This is a genomic window from Cupriavidus sp. 207A1, from assembly GCF_057798955.1.
The window spans coordinates 38,795-53,782 of sequence record NZ_JBYOJO010000007.1; the positions used below are offsets into that span (position 1 = coordinate 38,795).

At 65.7% G+C, this 14,988-nt stretch carries 14 protein-coding genes and 1 tRNA gene; 14 read left to right on the forward strand and 1 reads right to left on the reverse strand.

Features of this window, described 5'->3' with window-relative positions:
* Positions 1–34: 34 nt before the first annotated feature.
* Entirely contained in the window at positions 35–565 is a 531-nt protein-coding gene (locus AC3FMM_RS14360; RefSeq protein WP_115708766.1) for a hypothetical protein, read from the reverse strand.
* 206 nt (positions 566–771) lie between these two features.
* On the opposite strand from AC3FMM_RS14360, the gene AC3FMM_RS14365 reads away from it, so the two are divergent.
* The 14 genes from AC3FMM_RS14365 to nuoG all read left to right on the forward strand — a co-directional run bounded on the left by AC3FMM_RS14365 (position 772) and on the right by nuoG (position 14,969).
* Positions 772–2,028, forward strand: coding sequence for a branched-chain amino acid ABC transporter substrate-binding protein (locus tag AC3FMM_RS14365; protein WP_116294689.1), 1,257 nt, complete (start codon positions 772–774; stop codon positions 2,026–2,028).
* 160 nt (positions 2,029–2,188) lie between these two features.
* On the forward strand, positions 2,189–2,458 hold the full coding sequence (gene rpsO / locus AC3FMM_RS14370) for a 30S ribosomal protein S15 (protein ID WP_010809136.1): 270 nt from the start codon (positions 2,189–2,191) through the stop codon (positions 2,456–2,458).
* Between the two features lie 439 nt (positions 2,459–2,897).
* Complete coding sequence (gene pnp / locus AC3FMM_RS14375; RefSeq protein ID WP_115679820.1) at positions 2,898–5,072, forward strand: polyribonucleotide nucleotidyltransferase; 2,175 nt, start codon at positions 2,898–2,900, stop codon at positions 5,070–5,072.
* 144 nt (positions 5,073–5,216) lie between these two features.
* A complete protein-coding gene (locus AC3FMM_RS14380) occupies positions 5,217–6,221 on the forward strand; it encodes an NAD(P)H-quinone oxidoreductase (protein ID WP_115708770.1) in 1,005 nt (334 codons plus the stop codon).
* Positions 6,222–6,239: 18 nt separating this feature from the next.
* Positions 6,240–7,034 (forward strand): triose-phosphate isomerase, encoded by a 795-nt coding sequence (gene tpiA / locus AC3FMM_RS14385; RefSeq protein ID WP_198035963.1) that lies wholly within the window; start codon positions 6,240–6,242, stop codon positions 7,032–7,034.
* Positions 7,035–7,085: 51 nt separating this feature from the next.
* Positions 7,086–7,460, forward strand: coding sequence for a preprotein translocase subunit SecG (gene secG, locus AC3FMM_RS14390; RefSeq protein WP_111519561.1), 375 nt, complete (start codon positions 7,086–7,088; stop codon positions 7,458–7,460).
* Between the two features lie 187 nt (positions 7,461–7,647).
* Positions 7,648–7,732 (forward strand) — tRNA-Leu (locus AC3FMM_RS14395).
* A 166-nt stretch (positions 7,733–7,898) separates the two neighbouring features.
* Complete coding sequence (locus AC3FMM_RS14400; RefSeq protein ID WP_010809131.1) at positions 7,899–8,258, forward strand: NADH-quinone oxidoreductase subunit A; 360 nt, start codon at positions 7,899–7,901, stop codon at positions 8,256–8,258.
* Positions 8,259–8,264: 6 nt separating this feature from the next.
* Positions 8,265–8,747: a NuoB/complex I 20 kDa subunit family protein gene (locus AC3FMM_RS14405; protein WP_011297145.1), complete on the forward strand. Its 483-nt coding sequence runs from the start codon at positions 8,265–8,267 to the stop codon at positions 8,745–8,747.
* Position 8,748: 1 nt separating this feature from the next.
* Positions 8,749–9,348 (forward strand): NADH-quinone oxidoreductase subunit C, encoded by a 600-nt coding sequence (locus tag AC3FMM_RS14410; RefSeq protein WP_115708774.1) that lies wholly within the window; start codon positions 8,749–8,751, stop codon positions 9,346–9,348.
* A gap of 9 nt (positions 9,349–9,357) precedes the next feature.
* Positions 9,358–10,611, forward strand: coding sequence for an NADH-quinone oxidoreductase subunit D (locus tag AC3FMM_RS14415; RefSeq protein ID WP_115706415.1), 1,254 nt, complete (start codon positions 9,358–9,360; stop codon positions 10,609–10,611).
* A gap of 184 nt (positions 10,612–10,795) precedes the next feature.
* Positions 10,796–11,293 carry an NADH-quinone oxidoreductase subunit NuoE gene (nuoE, locus tag AC3FMM_RS14420; RefSeq protein WP_115681423.1) on the forward strand — a complete coding sequence of 166 codons (498 nt, stop codon included), beginning with the start codon at positions 10,796–10,798 and terminating at the stop codon, positions 11,291–11,293.
* 1 nt (position 11,294) lies between these two features.
* On the forward strand, positions 11,295–12,590 hold the full coding sequence (nuoF, locus tag AC3FMM_RS14425; RefSeq protein WP_115708776.1) for an NADH-quinone oxidoreductase subunit NuoF: 1,296 nt from the start codon (positions 11,295–11,297) through the stop codon (positions 12,588–12,590).
* A 12-nt stretch (positions 12,591–12,602) separates the two neighbouring features.
* A complete protein-coding gene (nuoG, locus tag AC3FMM_RS14430) occupies positions 12,603–14,969 on the forward strand; it encodes an NADH-quinone oxidoreductase subunit NuoG (RefSeq protein ID WP_488686857.1) in 2,367 nt (788 codons plus the stop codon).
* Positions 14,970–14,988: the final 19 nt, after the last annotated feature.

Sequence of the window (14,988 nt, forward strand, 5' to 3'; positions counted from 1 at the left end):
TCATGGGCACGCAGCGGGCTACCCCGCGTGCGCATCAGAAAAAGCGGCGCTCGTCGGGGTCGTAGAGCGGATCGGGCGTGATCTGGGTCCGGCGCAGCACGCCGGCATCGTCGAAATAGAAGTGGAACAGCGACGGCCAGACGTCTTCGTGGAGGAAGCGGTAGGACCAGACCTCGTTGCGCATGCGCGGGTAGTAGCTGACCGGCAGCCGCGTCACGCCAAAGTGCTCGGCCACGTCGCGCTTGGTCCAGGTGTTGACCTGCGCCTTGTACAGCTCGGGCGTCGACAGCATGTTGCGGAACACGGTCAGGTTGCCGTTGCGGTCGAAGTCGGCGCCGTAGGCATACTGGCCCATCGGCTGCTTCGAGTAGATCCAGCGCGTGGTGCCGTCGCGCAGCGGGAACACATCGGTGGGCGGCCCGAACATGGCCTGCACCGCGGCCTGGGGCTGGCCCACCAGCCGGCTGCCTTCCTGCACCGGCATCAGCGTGGCACAGGCCGACAGCATGGCGACGCCCAGCGCCAGCACGAGACGGCGCCCACCCTTGGCGATGATGGAATGCATGGCTGGACCTCGATCGATGTATGGGGTGTGGATACCGCCAGTGTAGTGCGGCGGCGCCCAGTGTGTGCGTTCGGCGCTGCTTTTGTGCGGATCAGCCGATAACGCGGCCGGTTCACCATGGAACTGGCGGTGTGGGTGCGGTCCGCGCCGGTATTTGCCCGCAACCGGACGCTGCCTTACTATCCTGCGCTTTCCAGGAGAGACGAATGACGGTTGCGGCGCGGTGGCGGGGATGGCTGGGCGGGTTGTTGCTGGCGGCAGCGGCGGGCGCCTCGGCGCAGGAGCCGATCCGGCTGGGGATGATCGATGGACTGTCCGGCCCGTTCGCAAATGCCGGCGAAGCGGTGGCGCGCAACCTGCGCCTGGCGATCGAGCGCATCAACGCGCGCGGCGGCGTCAAAACGGCCGAAGGTGCGCGGCCGCTCGAGTTGGTCACCTTCGACAGCAAGGGCAATGTCGATGAAAGCCTGATCCAGCTGCGCGCGCTGACCGACAAGCGCATCCCGTTCGTGCTGCAGGGCAACAGCTCGGCGGTGGCGGGGGCGCTGGTGTCGGCCATCAACCGCCATAACGCGCGCCAGCCCGACGCGCGCGTGCTGTTCCTGAACTATTCGGCGGTCGATCCCAGCCTGACCAACGAGAACTGCAGTTTCTGGCATTTTCGCTTCGATGCCAGCGCCGACATGCGCATGCAGGCGCTGACCGAGGTCATCCGCCAGGACCAGGCGGTGCGCCGCGTGTACCTGATCGACCAGGACTACAGCTTCGGCCACCAGGTGGCGCGTTCGGCGCGCGAGATGCTGGCGGCGCGCCGGCCCGATATCCAGATCGTCGGCGACGAGTTCCACCCGATCGGCAAGATCAAGGACTTCGCGCCCTATATCGCCAAGATCAAGGCCAGCGGCGCGGACGCCGTCATTACCGGCAACTGGGGCAACGACCTGACGCTGATGGTCAAGGCCGCGCGCGAGGGCGGGCTGCGGGCCAAGTTCTATACCTTCTACGGCAACGGACTGGGCGCGCCGGCGGCCATGGGCGATGCCGGGGTGGGGCGCGTGCTGGCGGTGGCGGAGTGGCATCCCAACGTGGGCGGGGCGGCGTCCGACGCGTTCTACCAGGAATTCCGCGCGCGCTATCCGGAACCGAAGGACGACTACGTCCACCTGCGCATGCAGATGATGGTCGAGATGCTGGCGCGCGCGATCACGCAGGCCGGCTCCACCGACGCGGTCAAGGTGGCGCGCGCGCTCGAGCACATGCGCTACGTCAACGACTTCCACGAGGCCACGGTGCGGGCCGACGACCACCAGGTGCTGCAGCCGCTGTACGTGTCGGTGATGGAGCGCCAGGGCGGAGCGGTGCGCTTCGACAACGAGGGCTCGGGCTATGGCTTCCGCACCGTGCGCAAGCTCAAGGCCGCGCAGACCACGCTGCCGACCACCTGCAGGATGGAGCGGCCGTGAGCGGCGGGGCGCCGGGTACTCCTGCGCCGGCTTTTCGGCTATAATCCGCGGCTGTCGTTACCTGGCCCCGGTCCGGTGGCGGCAGCAGCCAGTCAAATGCATGGCACGACGCATGCGGCGCATCCCGCGCTGTAGCGTTCGCAAGTGAAAGGAAATCATCATGGCAGTCGCCGATATCAACAAGTCCGAAGTCATCAAGCAGTTCGCCCGTGGCGCCAACGACACTGGCAGCCCCGAAGTGCAAGTGGCCCTGCTGACCACCCGCATCAACGAACTGACCCCGCACTTCAAGGCCAACATGAAGGACCACCACAGCCGCCGCGGCCTGCTGCGCATGGTGAGCCGCCGTCGCCGCCTGCTGGACTACCTCAAGTCCAACGACGCCGACCGTTACCGCGCCCTGATCGAAAAGCTGGGTCTGCGCAAGTAAGGTTGCGTCCGATGGCAGCGCGATTCCAGGGTTTGCACGGTTTCGCGTGAGGCCTCGATGCCTGCTTCAGCATTGCTGAGCAGGCATTTTGCATTTCTGGCGGGGCAAATCCGTGCCGCCGGAGTGCAGGCTGTGAATGGAGTGATTTTCGCTTCACGCCGTCCGGCCATGTCGATGGCGCGGGCGCCGTTGCGGCAAGCCGCGCAACGGAGTAAGTTGTTCTTTTTATCCAACACCCGGATCGGGCAAGGAAACAGGGCTTTGTGTCATTCCAGCACGGCATCGGCAACGCTGGTGCCGCGCTGGAATGGCATAGCACTTCCCTGCGACCGCGACCGGCAACCCGGCAGTTTGCCTGCGGCTGAGAACGCAGGCGTCGCCGGCCGCGCGCGTGTCATTGCGTAGATCGCGCGGCCAGCACGCAAGTCAAGGAATGCATATGTCCATGTTCAACAAGGTCGTCAAGGAATTCCAGTGGGGCCAGCACACGGTCCGCATGGAAACCGGCGAAATCGCCCGCCAGGCCGGCGGTGCCGTGCTGGTCGATGTGGAAGACACCGTGGTGCTGGCGACCGTGGTCGCCGCCAAGAACCCGAAGCCGGGCCAGGACTTCTTCCCGCTGACCGTTGACTACATCGAGAAGACCTACGCCGCCGGCAAGATCCCCGGCGGCTTCTTCAAGCGTGAAGGCCGTCCGTCGGAAAACGAGACCCTGACCTCGCGCCTGATCGATCGTCCGCTGCGTCCGCTGTTCCCCGAAGGCTTCTACAACGAAGTGCAGGTGGTGGTGCACGTGGTGTCGCTGAACCCGGAAGTGCCGGCCGACATCCCCGCGCTGATCGGCGCGTCGGCTGCGCTGGCCGTGTCGGGCATCCCGTTCAGCGGCCCGGTGGGCGCCGCGCGCGTGGGCTACAAGGATGGCCAGTACCTGCTGAACCCGACCCGCTCGCAGATCGCCACCTCGGACCTGGACCTGGTGGTCGCCGGTACCGAGCGCGCCGTGCTGATGGTCGAATCGGAAGCCAACCAGCTGTCCGAAGACGTGATGCTGGGCGCCGTGGTCTATGGCCACGAGCAGATGCAGACCGCCATCAACGCCATCCATGAACTGGTGCGCGAAGGCGGCAAGCCCGAGTGGGACTGGGCCCCGGCGGCCAAGAACGAGCCGCTGATCGCCAAGGTCACCGAAGTCGCGCTGCCGCTGCTGCAGGAAGCCTACCAGCTGCGCCAGAAGTCGGCCCGCAGCCAGAAGCTGAAGGAAGTGTCGGCCAACGTGGCCGCCGCGCTGGCCGAGGCCGGCGTCGAAGCCGACAAGGTGGAAGTCGGCAACATCATGTTCGACCTGGAAGCCAAGATCGTGCGCGGCCAGATCCTGAACGGCGAGCCGCGCATCGACGGCCGCGACACCCGCACCGTGCGCCCGATCGAGATCCGTTCGTCGGTGCTGCCGCGCGCGCACGGCTCGGCGCTGTTCACCCGCGGCGAGACCCAGGCGCTGGTGGTGGCCACGCTGGGCACCAAGAGCGACGAGCAGATCATCGACGCGCTCGCCGGCGAGTACCGCGACCGCTTCATGCTCCACTACAACATGCCCCCGTTCGCCACCGGTGAAACCGGCCGCGTGGGCAGCCCCAAGCGCCGCGAAATCGGCCATGGCCGCCTGGCCAAGCGCGCACTGATCCCGGTGCTGCCGAAGGACGATGAGTTCGCGTACACCATCCGCCTGGTGTCGGAAATCACCGAATCCAATGGTTCGTCGTCGATGGCTTCGGTCTGCGGCGGCTGCCTGGCGCTGATGGACGCCGGCGTTCCGGTCAAGGCGCACGTGGCCGGCGTGGCCATGGGCCTGATCCTGGAAGGCAACAAGTTTGCCGTGCTGACCGACATCCTGGGCGATGAAGATCATCTGGGCGACATGGACTTCAAGGTGGCGGGTACCGACAACGGCATCACCGCGCTGCAGATGGACATCAAGGTCCAGGGCATCACCAAGGAGATCATGCAGGTCGCGCTGGCGCAGGCCAAGGAAGGCCGCCTGCATATCCTGTCGAACATGCAGGAAGCCATGGGCCACGCCCGCACCGAGCTGTCGGCGCACGCCCCGCGCATGATCACCATGAAGATCCATCCGGACAAGATCCGCGAAGTAATCGGCAAGGGCGGCTCGACCATCCAGGCGCTGACCAAGGAAACCGGCACCACCATCGACATCCAGGAAGACGGCACCATCACCATCGCCTCGACCTCGACCGAAGGCATGGCCGAAGCCAAGCGCCGCATCGAGGGCATCACCGCGGAAGCCGAAGTGGGCAAGATCTACGCCGGCACCGTGCTGAAGCTGCTGGACTTCGGCGCCATCGTCAACATCCTGCCGGGCAAGGATGGCCTGCTGCACATCTCGGAAATCGTCAACGAGCGTGTGAAGGACATCAAGGACTGGCTGAAGGAAGGCCAGCAGGTCCGCGTCAAGCTGATCCAGGCCGACGAGAAGGGCCGCCTGCGCCTGTCGCTGAAGGCCGCGCTGGCGGAAGAGGGTGGCAGCATCAGCCCGATCAACGCTGGCGAAGGCGCTGCCCCGGCGGCACCGGCCGGTGGCTCGGAGCAGCAGCAATAAGCGGGACAGCGTGTCCCGGCGGCGCTGCCGGAAGGCGGCGGCGCGCAAAAACGGCCGGGCGATGCCCGGCCGTTTTTTTGTTTACACTGCGGCAACCCATCGAGCCAAGGCTCACACCGAGCAAATGACAAGGAGCAAAGCAGCATGCAAGCCATCGAGATCCGCGAATACGGTGCCCCCGAAGTCCTCCAGCTGACCGAGCGGCCCGATCCGGTGCCCGCCGCGGGCGAGGTGCTGATCCGCGTGGCGGCCGCCGGCGTGAATCGCCCGGATGTATTCCAGCGCACCGGCAACTATCCGGTGCCGCCGGGTGCCTCGGACCTGCCCGGCCTGGAAGTGGCGGGCGTGGTGGTCGGCGGCGACCTCGCGCATGCCGACAACCGCTTCGGCCTCAAGGTGGGCGACCGCGTCTGCGCGCTGGTGCAGGGCGGCGGCTACGCACAGCTGTGCACCGCGCCGCTGGCGCAGGTCTTGCCGGCCCCGGATGGCCTGAGCGACATCGAGGCTGCGGCGCTGCCGGAAACCTTCTTCACGGTGTGGAGCAATGTGTTCGATCGCGGCTACCTGGGCCAGGGTCCGCGCGGCAAGGATGAAACGCTGCTGATCCAGGGCGGCTCCAGCGGCATCGGCACCACCGCGATCCAGATCGCCAAGGCGCTGGGCTTCAAGGTATTCGTCACCGCCGGCACCGACGAAAAGTGCAAGGCCTGCGAAGACCTCGGCGCCGATCGCGCCATCAACTACAAGACCCAGGACTTTGTTGCCGAGGTGGCCGCGCTGACCGGCGGCAAGGGCGTCGACGTGATCCTCGACATGGTTGCCGGCCCCTACCTGGCGCGCGAGCTCAAGTGCATTGCCGACGACGGCCGCATCGTCATCATCGCGCTGCTGGGCGGCGCCAAGGCCGAGATTCCGCTGGGCGACATCTTGCGCCGGCGCATCACCGTGACTGGCTCGACGCTGCGTCCGCGCCCGGCGTCGTTCAAGGGCAAGATCGCCGCGGCACTGCACGAGCAGGTGTGGCCGCTGCTGGCCGGCGGCAAGATCAAGCCGGTGATCCACCAGGTGTTCCCGGCCGCGCAAGCCGCCGACGCGCACCGCCTGATGGAGTCGAGCGAACATATCGGCAAGATCGTGCTGACCTGGTAAATCGGCGGGCGTAGCGCCATGCCCCTGCCACACGCTACAATAGCGGGTTTGATTTGGGAGGGGCACCTCGTGAGACAAAAGCTCGTCATCGGCAATTGGAAGATGCACGGCAGCCTGGCTGCCAACGCGGCACTGCTGGAAGCCATCCAGGCTGGCGCTGGTGTGACCGGCGCGACGCTGGCGGTCTGCGCGCCGTTCCCCTATCTTGCACAATGCCAGGCGTTGCTGAATGGCTCCAAGGTGGCCTGGGGTGCACAGGACGTGTCGGCGGAGGCGCGCGGCGCCTTCACCGGCGAAGTGGCGGCGTCCATGCTGGGCGAGTTCGGTTGCAGCTACGTGCTGGTGGGTCACTCCGAGCGCCGCACCTACCATGGCGAGACCGACCAGGCCGTCGCGGCCAAGGCGCTGCGGGCGCTCGAGTTCGGCATCGTCCCGGTGGTTTGCGTGGGCGAGACCCTGGCACAGCGCGAAGCGGGCGAGACCGAGGCCGTGGTCGGCCGGCAGCTGCAGGCGGTGCTCGAAGCGCTGACTGTGGAACAGCTGGGCCGCGTGGTGCTGGCCTATGAGCCGGTGTGGGCCATCGGCACCGGCAAGACCGCCACCAGCGCGCAGGCGCAGGCGGTGCATGCCTTCCTGCGCGGCCAGGTTGCCGCGCGCGATGCGGGCGTGGCCGGGCGCATGGCAATCTTGTACGGCGGCAGCGTCAAGCCCGACAATGCGGCCGAACTGTTTTCGATGACCGATATCGACGGGGGCCTGATCGGCGGCGCCTCGCTCAAGTCGGAAGATTTTCTCGCGATCGGCAACGCCTGAATGCCGGCCGTTCCGATCGACCGATCAGGCAAGTAAGCTTATTTAAATCAAATGGCAATCTTCAAGACTTTGTTGGTGGTGCTGCAGGTGTTGTCGGCGCTGGGCGTAATCGGCCTGGTGCTGATCCAGCATGGCAAGGGCGCCGATGTGGGCGCGGCCTTCGGCTCGGGCGCCTCCGGCAGCCTGTTCGGCGCCACCGGCTCGGCAAACTTCCTGTCGCGCACCACCGCCGTGCTGGCCACGCTGTTCTTCGTCTGCACGCTGGCGCTGACGCTGCTGGGCAACTACAAGCCCGCTGCGTCGCTGGGTGTGATGGGCGCCGCCCCGGCCTCGGCGCCCGCCACGGCAGGCGCATCGGCCCCGGCCGCAGCCCCGGCTGCTGCTGCAGACGCTTCTGCGCCCGCAGCCCCCGCTGTACCGAAATAATCCGTTTGCCTTGCGGCGGATTCCTGAGTTTTTTTGCAGTTGTGCGTTGAACAAAGCAAGAAATTTGGGTTAGAATGCAAGGCTTGAAACGATTCCCCAGCGATGGGTTCCGCGCAAAGACGAAAGCCTTTGTAACGGACCTGAAGGGCCTCAAAACCCGGCGCCAGGCAATATTGTTTCTCCCCCAGCCGACGTGGTGAAATTGGTAGACACGCTATCTTGAGGGGGTAGTGGCGAAAGCTGTGCGAGTTCGAGTCTCGCCGTCGGCACCAAACAACTTGATCGGAGTCCCTGGCCGGGCAATGCACCCGCGCATGGGGCTCCGGCAGTCCGCAAGGCGGCGCGCCGTGATTCTCATGGCTTAGCGCCTGGGGTGGGCAACAGGACGCCGCTTCAGCTGGTGCTGTTGACAACATTCCAGATAAGGCTGGCCGTACCTTGAATCTCGAAGCCTACTTCCCCGTTCTCATCTTCATCATCTTCGGTGTCGTGCTTGGCGTGGCACTGATGTCGATCGGTCGGATCCTCGGTCCGAACAAGCCCGATCCCGCGAAGCTGTCTCCGTACGAGTGCGGCTTCGAAGCGTTCGAGGACGCGCGCATGAAGTTCGACGTGCGCTACTACCTCATCGCCATCCTGTTTATCCTGTTCGATCTCGAAACCGCCTTCCTGTTTCCGTGGGGTGTTGCCCTGAGGGATATCGGCTGGCCGGGTTTCATCGCCATGGGCGTGTTTCTGCTGGAATTCATCGTGGGCTTCGTCTACATCTGGAAAAAGGGCGCGCTCGATTGGGAGTGATGTGAAATGGCAATCGAAGGCGTTCTCAACGAAGGCTTCGTCACGACTACCGCTGACAAGCTGATCAATTGGACCCGCACCGGGTCGCTGTGGCCGATGACCTTCGGCCTGGCCTGCTGTGCCGTGGAAATGATGCATGCCGGCGCCGCGCGCTACGACCTGGACCGCTTCGGCGTGGTGTTCCGCCCGTCGCCGCGCCAGTCGGACGTGATGATCGTGGCCGGCACGCTGTGCAACAAGATGGCCCCCGCGCTGCGCAAGGTCTACGACCAGATGGCGGAACCGCGCTGGGTGATCTCGATGGGCTCGTGCGCCAACGGTGGCGGCTACTACCACTATTCGTACTCGGTGGTGCGTGGCTGCGACCGTATCGTGCCGGTGGATATCTACGTGCCGGGCTGCCCGCCGACGGCCGAGGCGCTGATCTACGGCGTGATCCAGCTGCAGAACAAGATCAAGCGTACCAACACCATCGCGCGCAAGGGCTGAAATGGCGAAGCTCGACATCCTGAAGGCCGCGCTCGAGAAGGCTCTCGGCAAGCGCGTGCAGAAACTGATCGAGGCGACCGGCGAACTGACGCTGATCGTCAAGGCCGGCGACTACCTGGAAGCCGCCCGAATCCTGCGCGACGATCCCTCGCTGCGCTTCGAGCAGCTGATCGACCTGTGCGGCGTCGACTATTCCGAATTCGGCGACGGCGCCTGGGACGGCCCGCGCTTTGCCGCCGTCTCGCATCTGCTGTCGGTTACCCACAACTGGCGCCTGCGCCTGCGCGTGTTCGCTCCGGAAGATGATTTCCCGGTGGTGGCCAGCCTGATCGACGTGTGGAACTCGGTGAACTGGTTCGAGCGCGAAGCCTTCGATTTCTACGGCATCGTGTTTGACGGCCATCCGGACCTGCGCCGCATCCTGACCGACTACGGTTTCGTCGGCCATCCGTTCCGCAAGGATTTCCCGGTCTCCGGCTACGTCGAGATGCGCTACGACCCCGAACAGAAGCGGGTCATCTACCAGCCGGTCACGATCGAGCCGCGCGAAATCACGCCGCGCGTGATCCGCGAGGACAAGTACGGCGGTTTGGAGCACTGAGAACGCGCCATGGCAGACATCAAGAATTACACCCTGAACTTCGGCCCGCAGCATCCGGCCGCGCACGGCGTGCTGCGCCTGGTGCTGGAACTGGACGGCGAAGTCATCCAGCGCGCCGACCCGCATATCGGCCTGCTGCACCGTGCCACCGAGAAGCTGGCCGAACAGAAGTCCTGGATCCAGAGCGTGCCCTACATGGACCGTCTCGACTACGTGTCGATGATGGTCAACGAGCACGCCTACGTGATGGCGATCGAGCGCCTGCTGGACGTCGAAGTGCCGGTCCGCGCGCAGTACATCCGCGTGATGTTCGACGAGATCACCCGCATCATGAACCACCTGATGTGGATCGGTGCGCACGCTCTCGACGTGGGCGCGATGGCGGTGTTCCTGTACGCCTTCCGCGAGCGCGAAGACCTGTTCGACATGTACGAGGCGGTGTCGGGCGCGCGCATGCACGCAGCCTACTATCGTCCGGGCGGCGTCTACCGCGACCTGCCTGACACGATGCCGCAATATCGCGCCTCGAAGATCCACAACGAGCGTGCCATCAAGGCCATGAACGAAGCGCGTTCGGGCTCGCTGCTGGACTTCATCGAGGACTTCACCAACCGCTTCCCGAAGTACGTCGACGAGTACGAGACGCTGCTGACCGACAATCGGATCTGGAAGCAGCGCCTGGTGGACATCGGCGTGGTCAGTCCGGAACGCGCGCTGCAGATGGGCTTTACCGGCCCGATGCTGCGCGGCTCGGGCATCGAGTGGGACTTGCGCAAGAAGCAGCCGTACGAGGTGTACGACAAGCTGGACTTCGACATCCCGGTGGGCGTGGGCGGCGATTGCTACGCGCGTTACCTGGTGCGCGTGGAAGAGATGCGCCAGTCCAACCGCATCATCAGGCAGTGCATCGAATGGCTGCGCCGCAATCCGGGCCCGGTGATCACCGATAACCACAAGGTGGCGCCGCCCTCGCGCGTGGACATGAAGTCCAACATGGAAGAACTGATCCACCACTTCAAGCTGTTCACCGAAGGCATGCACGTGCCCGAAGGCGAAGCGTATGCAGCGGTGGAACACCCGAAGGGCGAGTTTGGCATCTACGCGATCTCGGACGGCGCGAACAAGCCGTACCGCCTGAAGATCCGTGCGCCTGGCTTCCCGCACCTGGCCGCGCTGGACGAAATGGCCAAGGGACACATGATTGCTGACGCGGTAACGATCATCGGCACGCAAGACATCGTCTTCGGCGAGATCGACCGCTAATCACGGACCGCCGGCCCGGACGACGATCCGGGCGCTTTCCGAGGTGCTCTGCCGAGCGGAGCGGCCCGGAAGACCCGCGGCGGACCGGCAAGGCCTAAGGCCCGCCGGCGGAACGGCAGCGACGGCTGCAAACCTGCGGATGGACGCCCAGTGGCGCTGCCTCCGCCGTTTTACTGCAATGACCATGCTATCAGCAGAAGCTCTCAAGGAAATCGATCGCGCGATCGCGAAGTATCCGGCCGACCAGAAGCAGTCGGCCGTGATGGCGGCGCTTGCCGTGGCACAGGGCGAGGTGGGCTGGGTTTCCCCCGAAGTCATGCAGTTCGTCGCCAGCTACCTCGAGATGCCGCCCGTGTGGGTGGAAGAGGTGGCGACCTTCTACAACATGTACGACACCAAGCCGGTGGGCAAATTCAAGCTCGCCGTCTGCACCAACCTGCCGTGCGCCCTGTCGGGCGGCGAGCGGGCTGGCGAGTACCTGAAGCGCAAGCTCGGGATCGACTACAACGAGACCACCGCTGACGGCTGCTTCACCCTGAAAGAGGGCGAGTGCATGGGCGCTTGCGGCGATGCGCCGGTGATGATCGTCAACAACACCCGCATGTGCAGCTTCATGAGCGACGACAAGCTCGACGCGCTTGTCGACGAGCTCAAGAGCGAAGCGGCCAAGGGGGGCAAGTAACATGACCAGTCTGCACGACCGCCATATCCAGCCGCTGATCCTGGCCGGCCTGGACGGCAAGAATTGGCACCTGGAAGACTACGTCAAGCGTGGCGGCTACCAGCAACTGAAGCGCATCCTGACCGAGAAGATCCCGCCCGAGCAGGTGATCGCCGACGTCAAGGCCTCGGGCCTGCGTGGCCGCGGCGGCGCGGGCTTCCCGACCGGCCTGAAGTGGAGCTTCATGCCGCGCACGTTCCCGGGTCAGAAATACCTGGTCTGCAATACCGATGAAGGCGAGCCCGGCACGTTCAAGGACCGCGACATCATTCGCTACAACCCGCATTCGCTGATCGAGGGCATGGCCATCGGCGCGTACGCGATGGGCATCACCGTGGGCTACAACTACATCCACGGCGAGATCTGGAACGAGTACAAGATCTTCGAGGAAGCCCTCGAAGAGGCGCGTGCGGCCGGCTTCCTGGGCGACAACATCCTGGGCTCGGGCTTCAGCTTCCAGCTGCACGCCCACCACGGCTACGGCGCCTACATCTGCGGCGAGGAAACCGCGCTGCTGGAATCGCTGGAAGGCAAGAAGGGCCAGCCGCGCTTCAAGCCGCCGTTCCCGGCCAGCTTCGGCCTGTACGGCAAGCCGACCACCATCAACAACACCGAGACCTTCGCCGCGGTGCCGTTCCTGCTGGCCGTCGGCCCCGAGAACTATCTGAAGATGGGCAAGCCGAACAACGGCGGCACCAAGATCTTCTCGATCTCGGGCGACGTCGAGCGCCCCGGCAACTACGAGATCCCGCTGGGCACGCCGTTCGCCAAGCTGCTGGAACTGGCTGGCGGCATGCGCGGTGGCAAGCGCATCAAGGCGGTGATCCCGGGGGGTTCGTCCGCGCCGGTGGTGCCGGGCGACCTGATGATGGCGTCCGACATGGACTACGACTCGATCGCCAAGGCCGGCTCGATGCTGGGCTCGGGCGCGGTGATCGTGATGGACGAGACGCGCTGCATGGTCCGCTCGCTGCTGCGCCTGTCGTACTTCTACTTTGAGGAATCGTGCGGCCAGTGCACGCCGTGCCGCGAAGGCACCGGCTGGCTGTACCGCATGGTCAATCGCATCGAACACGGAGAAGGGCGCCAGGAAGACCTGGACCTGCTCAACAACGTCGCGGAAAACATCATGGGCCGCACCATCTGCGCGCTCGGCGATGCCGCGGCGATGCCGGTCCGCGGCATGCTCAAGCACTACTGGAAAGAGTTCGAATATCACGTCGAACACAAGCAGTGCATGGTTCCGGCCTACATCTAAGCGTGGCAGAACATGGTTGAACTAGAGATCGACGGCAAGAAGGTTGAGGTTGCTGAGGGCAGCCTGGTGATGGAAGCGGCCCGCAAGCTGGGCACCTACATCCCGCACTTCTGCTACCACCGCAAATTGTCCATCGCGGCCAACTGCCGCATGTGCCTGGTCGAGGTCGAGAAGGCCCCGAAGGCGCTGCCTGCCTGCGCCACGCCGGTGACCCCCGGCATGAAGGTCTTCACCAATTCGGAGAAGGCGGTCAAGGCGCAGAAGTCAGTGATGGAATTCCTGCTGATCAACCACCCGCTGGATTGCCCGATCTGCGATCAGGGCGGCGAGTGCCAGCTGCAGGACCTGGCCGTGGGCTACGGTGCCTCGGAGTCGCGCTACAAGGAAGAGAAGCGCGTGGTGTTCCACAAGAACGTGGGCCCGCTGATCTCCATGGAGGAGATGACCCGTTGCATCCATTGCACCCGCTGCGTGCGCTTCGGCCAGGAAGTGGCCGGCGTGATGGAGCTGGGCATGCTGGGCCGCGGCGAGCACTCGGAAATCACCACCTTCGTCGGCAAGACCGTCGACTCGGAACTGTCGGGCAACATGATCGACCTGTGTCCGGTCGGGGCGCTGACCAGCAAGCCGTTCCGCTACTCGGCCCGGACCTGGGAACTGGCCCGCCGCAAGTCGGTGTCGCCGCACGACGGCCTGGGCGCGAACCTGGTGGTCCAGACCAAGAACCAGCGCGTGATGCGCGTGCTGCCGCTGGAAAACGAAGACATCAACGAGTGCTGGATCTCCGACAAGGACCGCTTCTCGTATGAAGGCCTGAACAGCGCCGACCGCCTGACCCGCCCGCTGCTCAAGCAAGGCGGCGAATGGATGGAAACCAACTGGCAGACCGCGCTGGAATACGTGGCCAATGGCCTGGCCGGCATCAAGCGCGAGCATGGCGCCGACCAGATCGCCGCGCTGGCCAGCCCGCACAGCACGCTGGAAGAACTGTTCCTGCTGGGCAAGCTGGTGCGCGGCCTGGGCAGCGACAACGTCGACTTCCGCCTGCGCCAGTCAGACTTCTCGGGCGCGCTGAAGGGCGCGCCGTGGCTGGGCCTGCCGGTGGCCGACGTCACCGCGCTGCAGCGCGTGCTGGTGATCGGCTCGTCGCTGCGCAAGGACCATCCGCTGCTGGCCTCGCGCCTGCGCCAGGCGACCAAGAAGGGCGCCCGCGTGGCCGTGCTGGGTGCTGGCGGTGAAGACCTGCTGATGCCCGCGACCCGCATCGACGTGGCGCCGTCCGGCTGGACCGCCGCACTCGCCGGCGTGGCCCGTGCCGTGGCCGCCGCCAAGGGCATTGCCGCGCCGGCCGGCACCGATGGCTTCGATGGTGGCGAGGTTGCCGCCAAGACGGCAGAAGCGCTGCTGCAAGGCGAGCGCCGTGCCGTGTTCCTCGGCAACGAGGCGGTGCGTCATCCGCAGTTCTCGGCGCTGCATGCGCTGGCACAGTGGATCGCCACCGAGACCGGCGCGACGCTGGGCTTCCTGACCGAAGCGGCCAACACCGTCGGCGGCTACATCGCCGGCGCGCTGCCGAAGCAAGGCGGCGCCAACGCGCAGGCAATGCTGGACACGCCGCGCAAGGCCTACATCCTGCTGAACACCGAGCCGGAATTCGACACCGCCGATCCGGGCAAGGCCCTGGCTGCGCTGTCGCAGGCCAACACGGTGGTGGTGCTGTCGCCGTTCCGTTCGGAAGCTGCCATGCAGTACGCCGACGTGATCCTGCCGGTAGCGCCGTTCACCGAAACTTCGGGCACCTTCGTCAACTGCGAAGGCAAGGCACAGAGCTTCAACGGCGTGGTTCGCGCACTGGGTGAGTCGCGCCCGGGCTGGAAGGTGCTGCGCGTGCTGGGCAACCTGCTGGACGTCGCCGGATTCGACTACGAAACCGCCGAGTCGGTCCGTGCCGAAGCGCTGTCGGCCCCGGTCGAGGGACAGCTGGATAACGCCACCGAGGCGCCTATCCGCGTTGCCGCCGCTGCCGCCAACGGCATCGAACGCATCGCCGACGTGCCGATCTACCACGCCGACCCGATCGTGCGCCGCGCCGACTCGCTGCAGCTGACCGCCGCCGCGCGCCGCGCCATGCAGATCGCGCTGCCGGCCGAGCTGTTTGCCCGCTTGGGCATCCAGTCGGGCGACCCGGTCCGCGTCACGCAAGGGCAGGGCAGCGTGGTGCTGCCGGCCGTGCTCGAAGCCACGCTGCCGGCCAACACCGTGCGCGTGCCGGCGGCAACGCCGGCGGCCATCGGCCTGGGCGGCATGTTCGGCACGGTCACCGTAGAGAAGGCCATCGACCTGGCTCCGGCCAACACCGGCGCCGCCGTCACGGCGTAAGAACAAGAGCGAGAAGAAG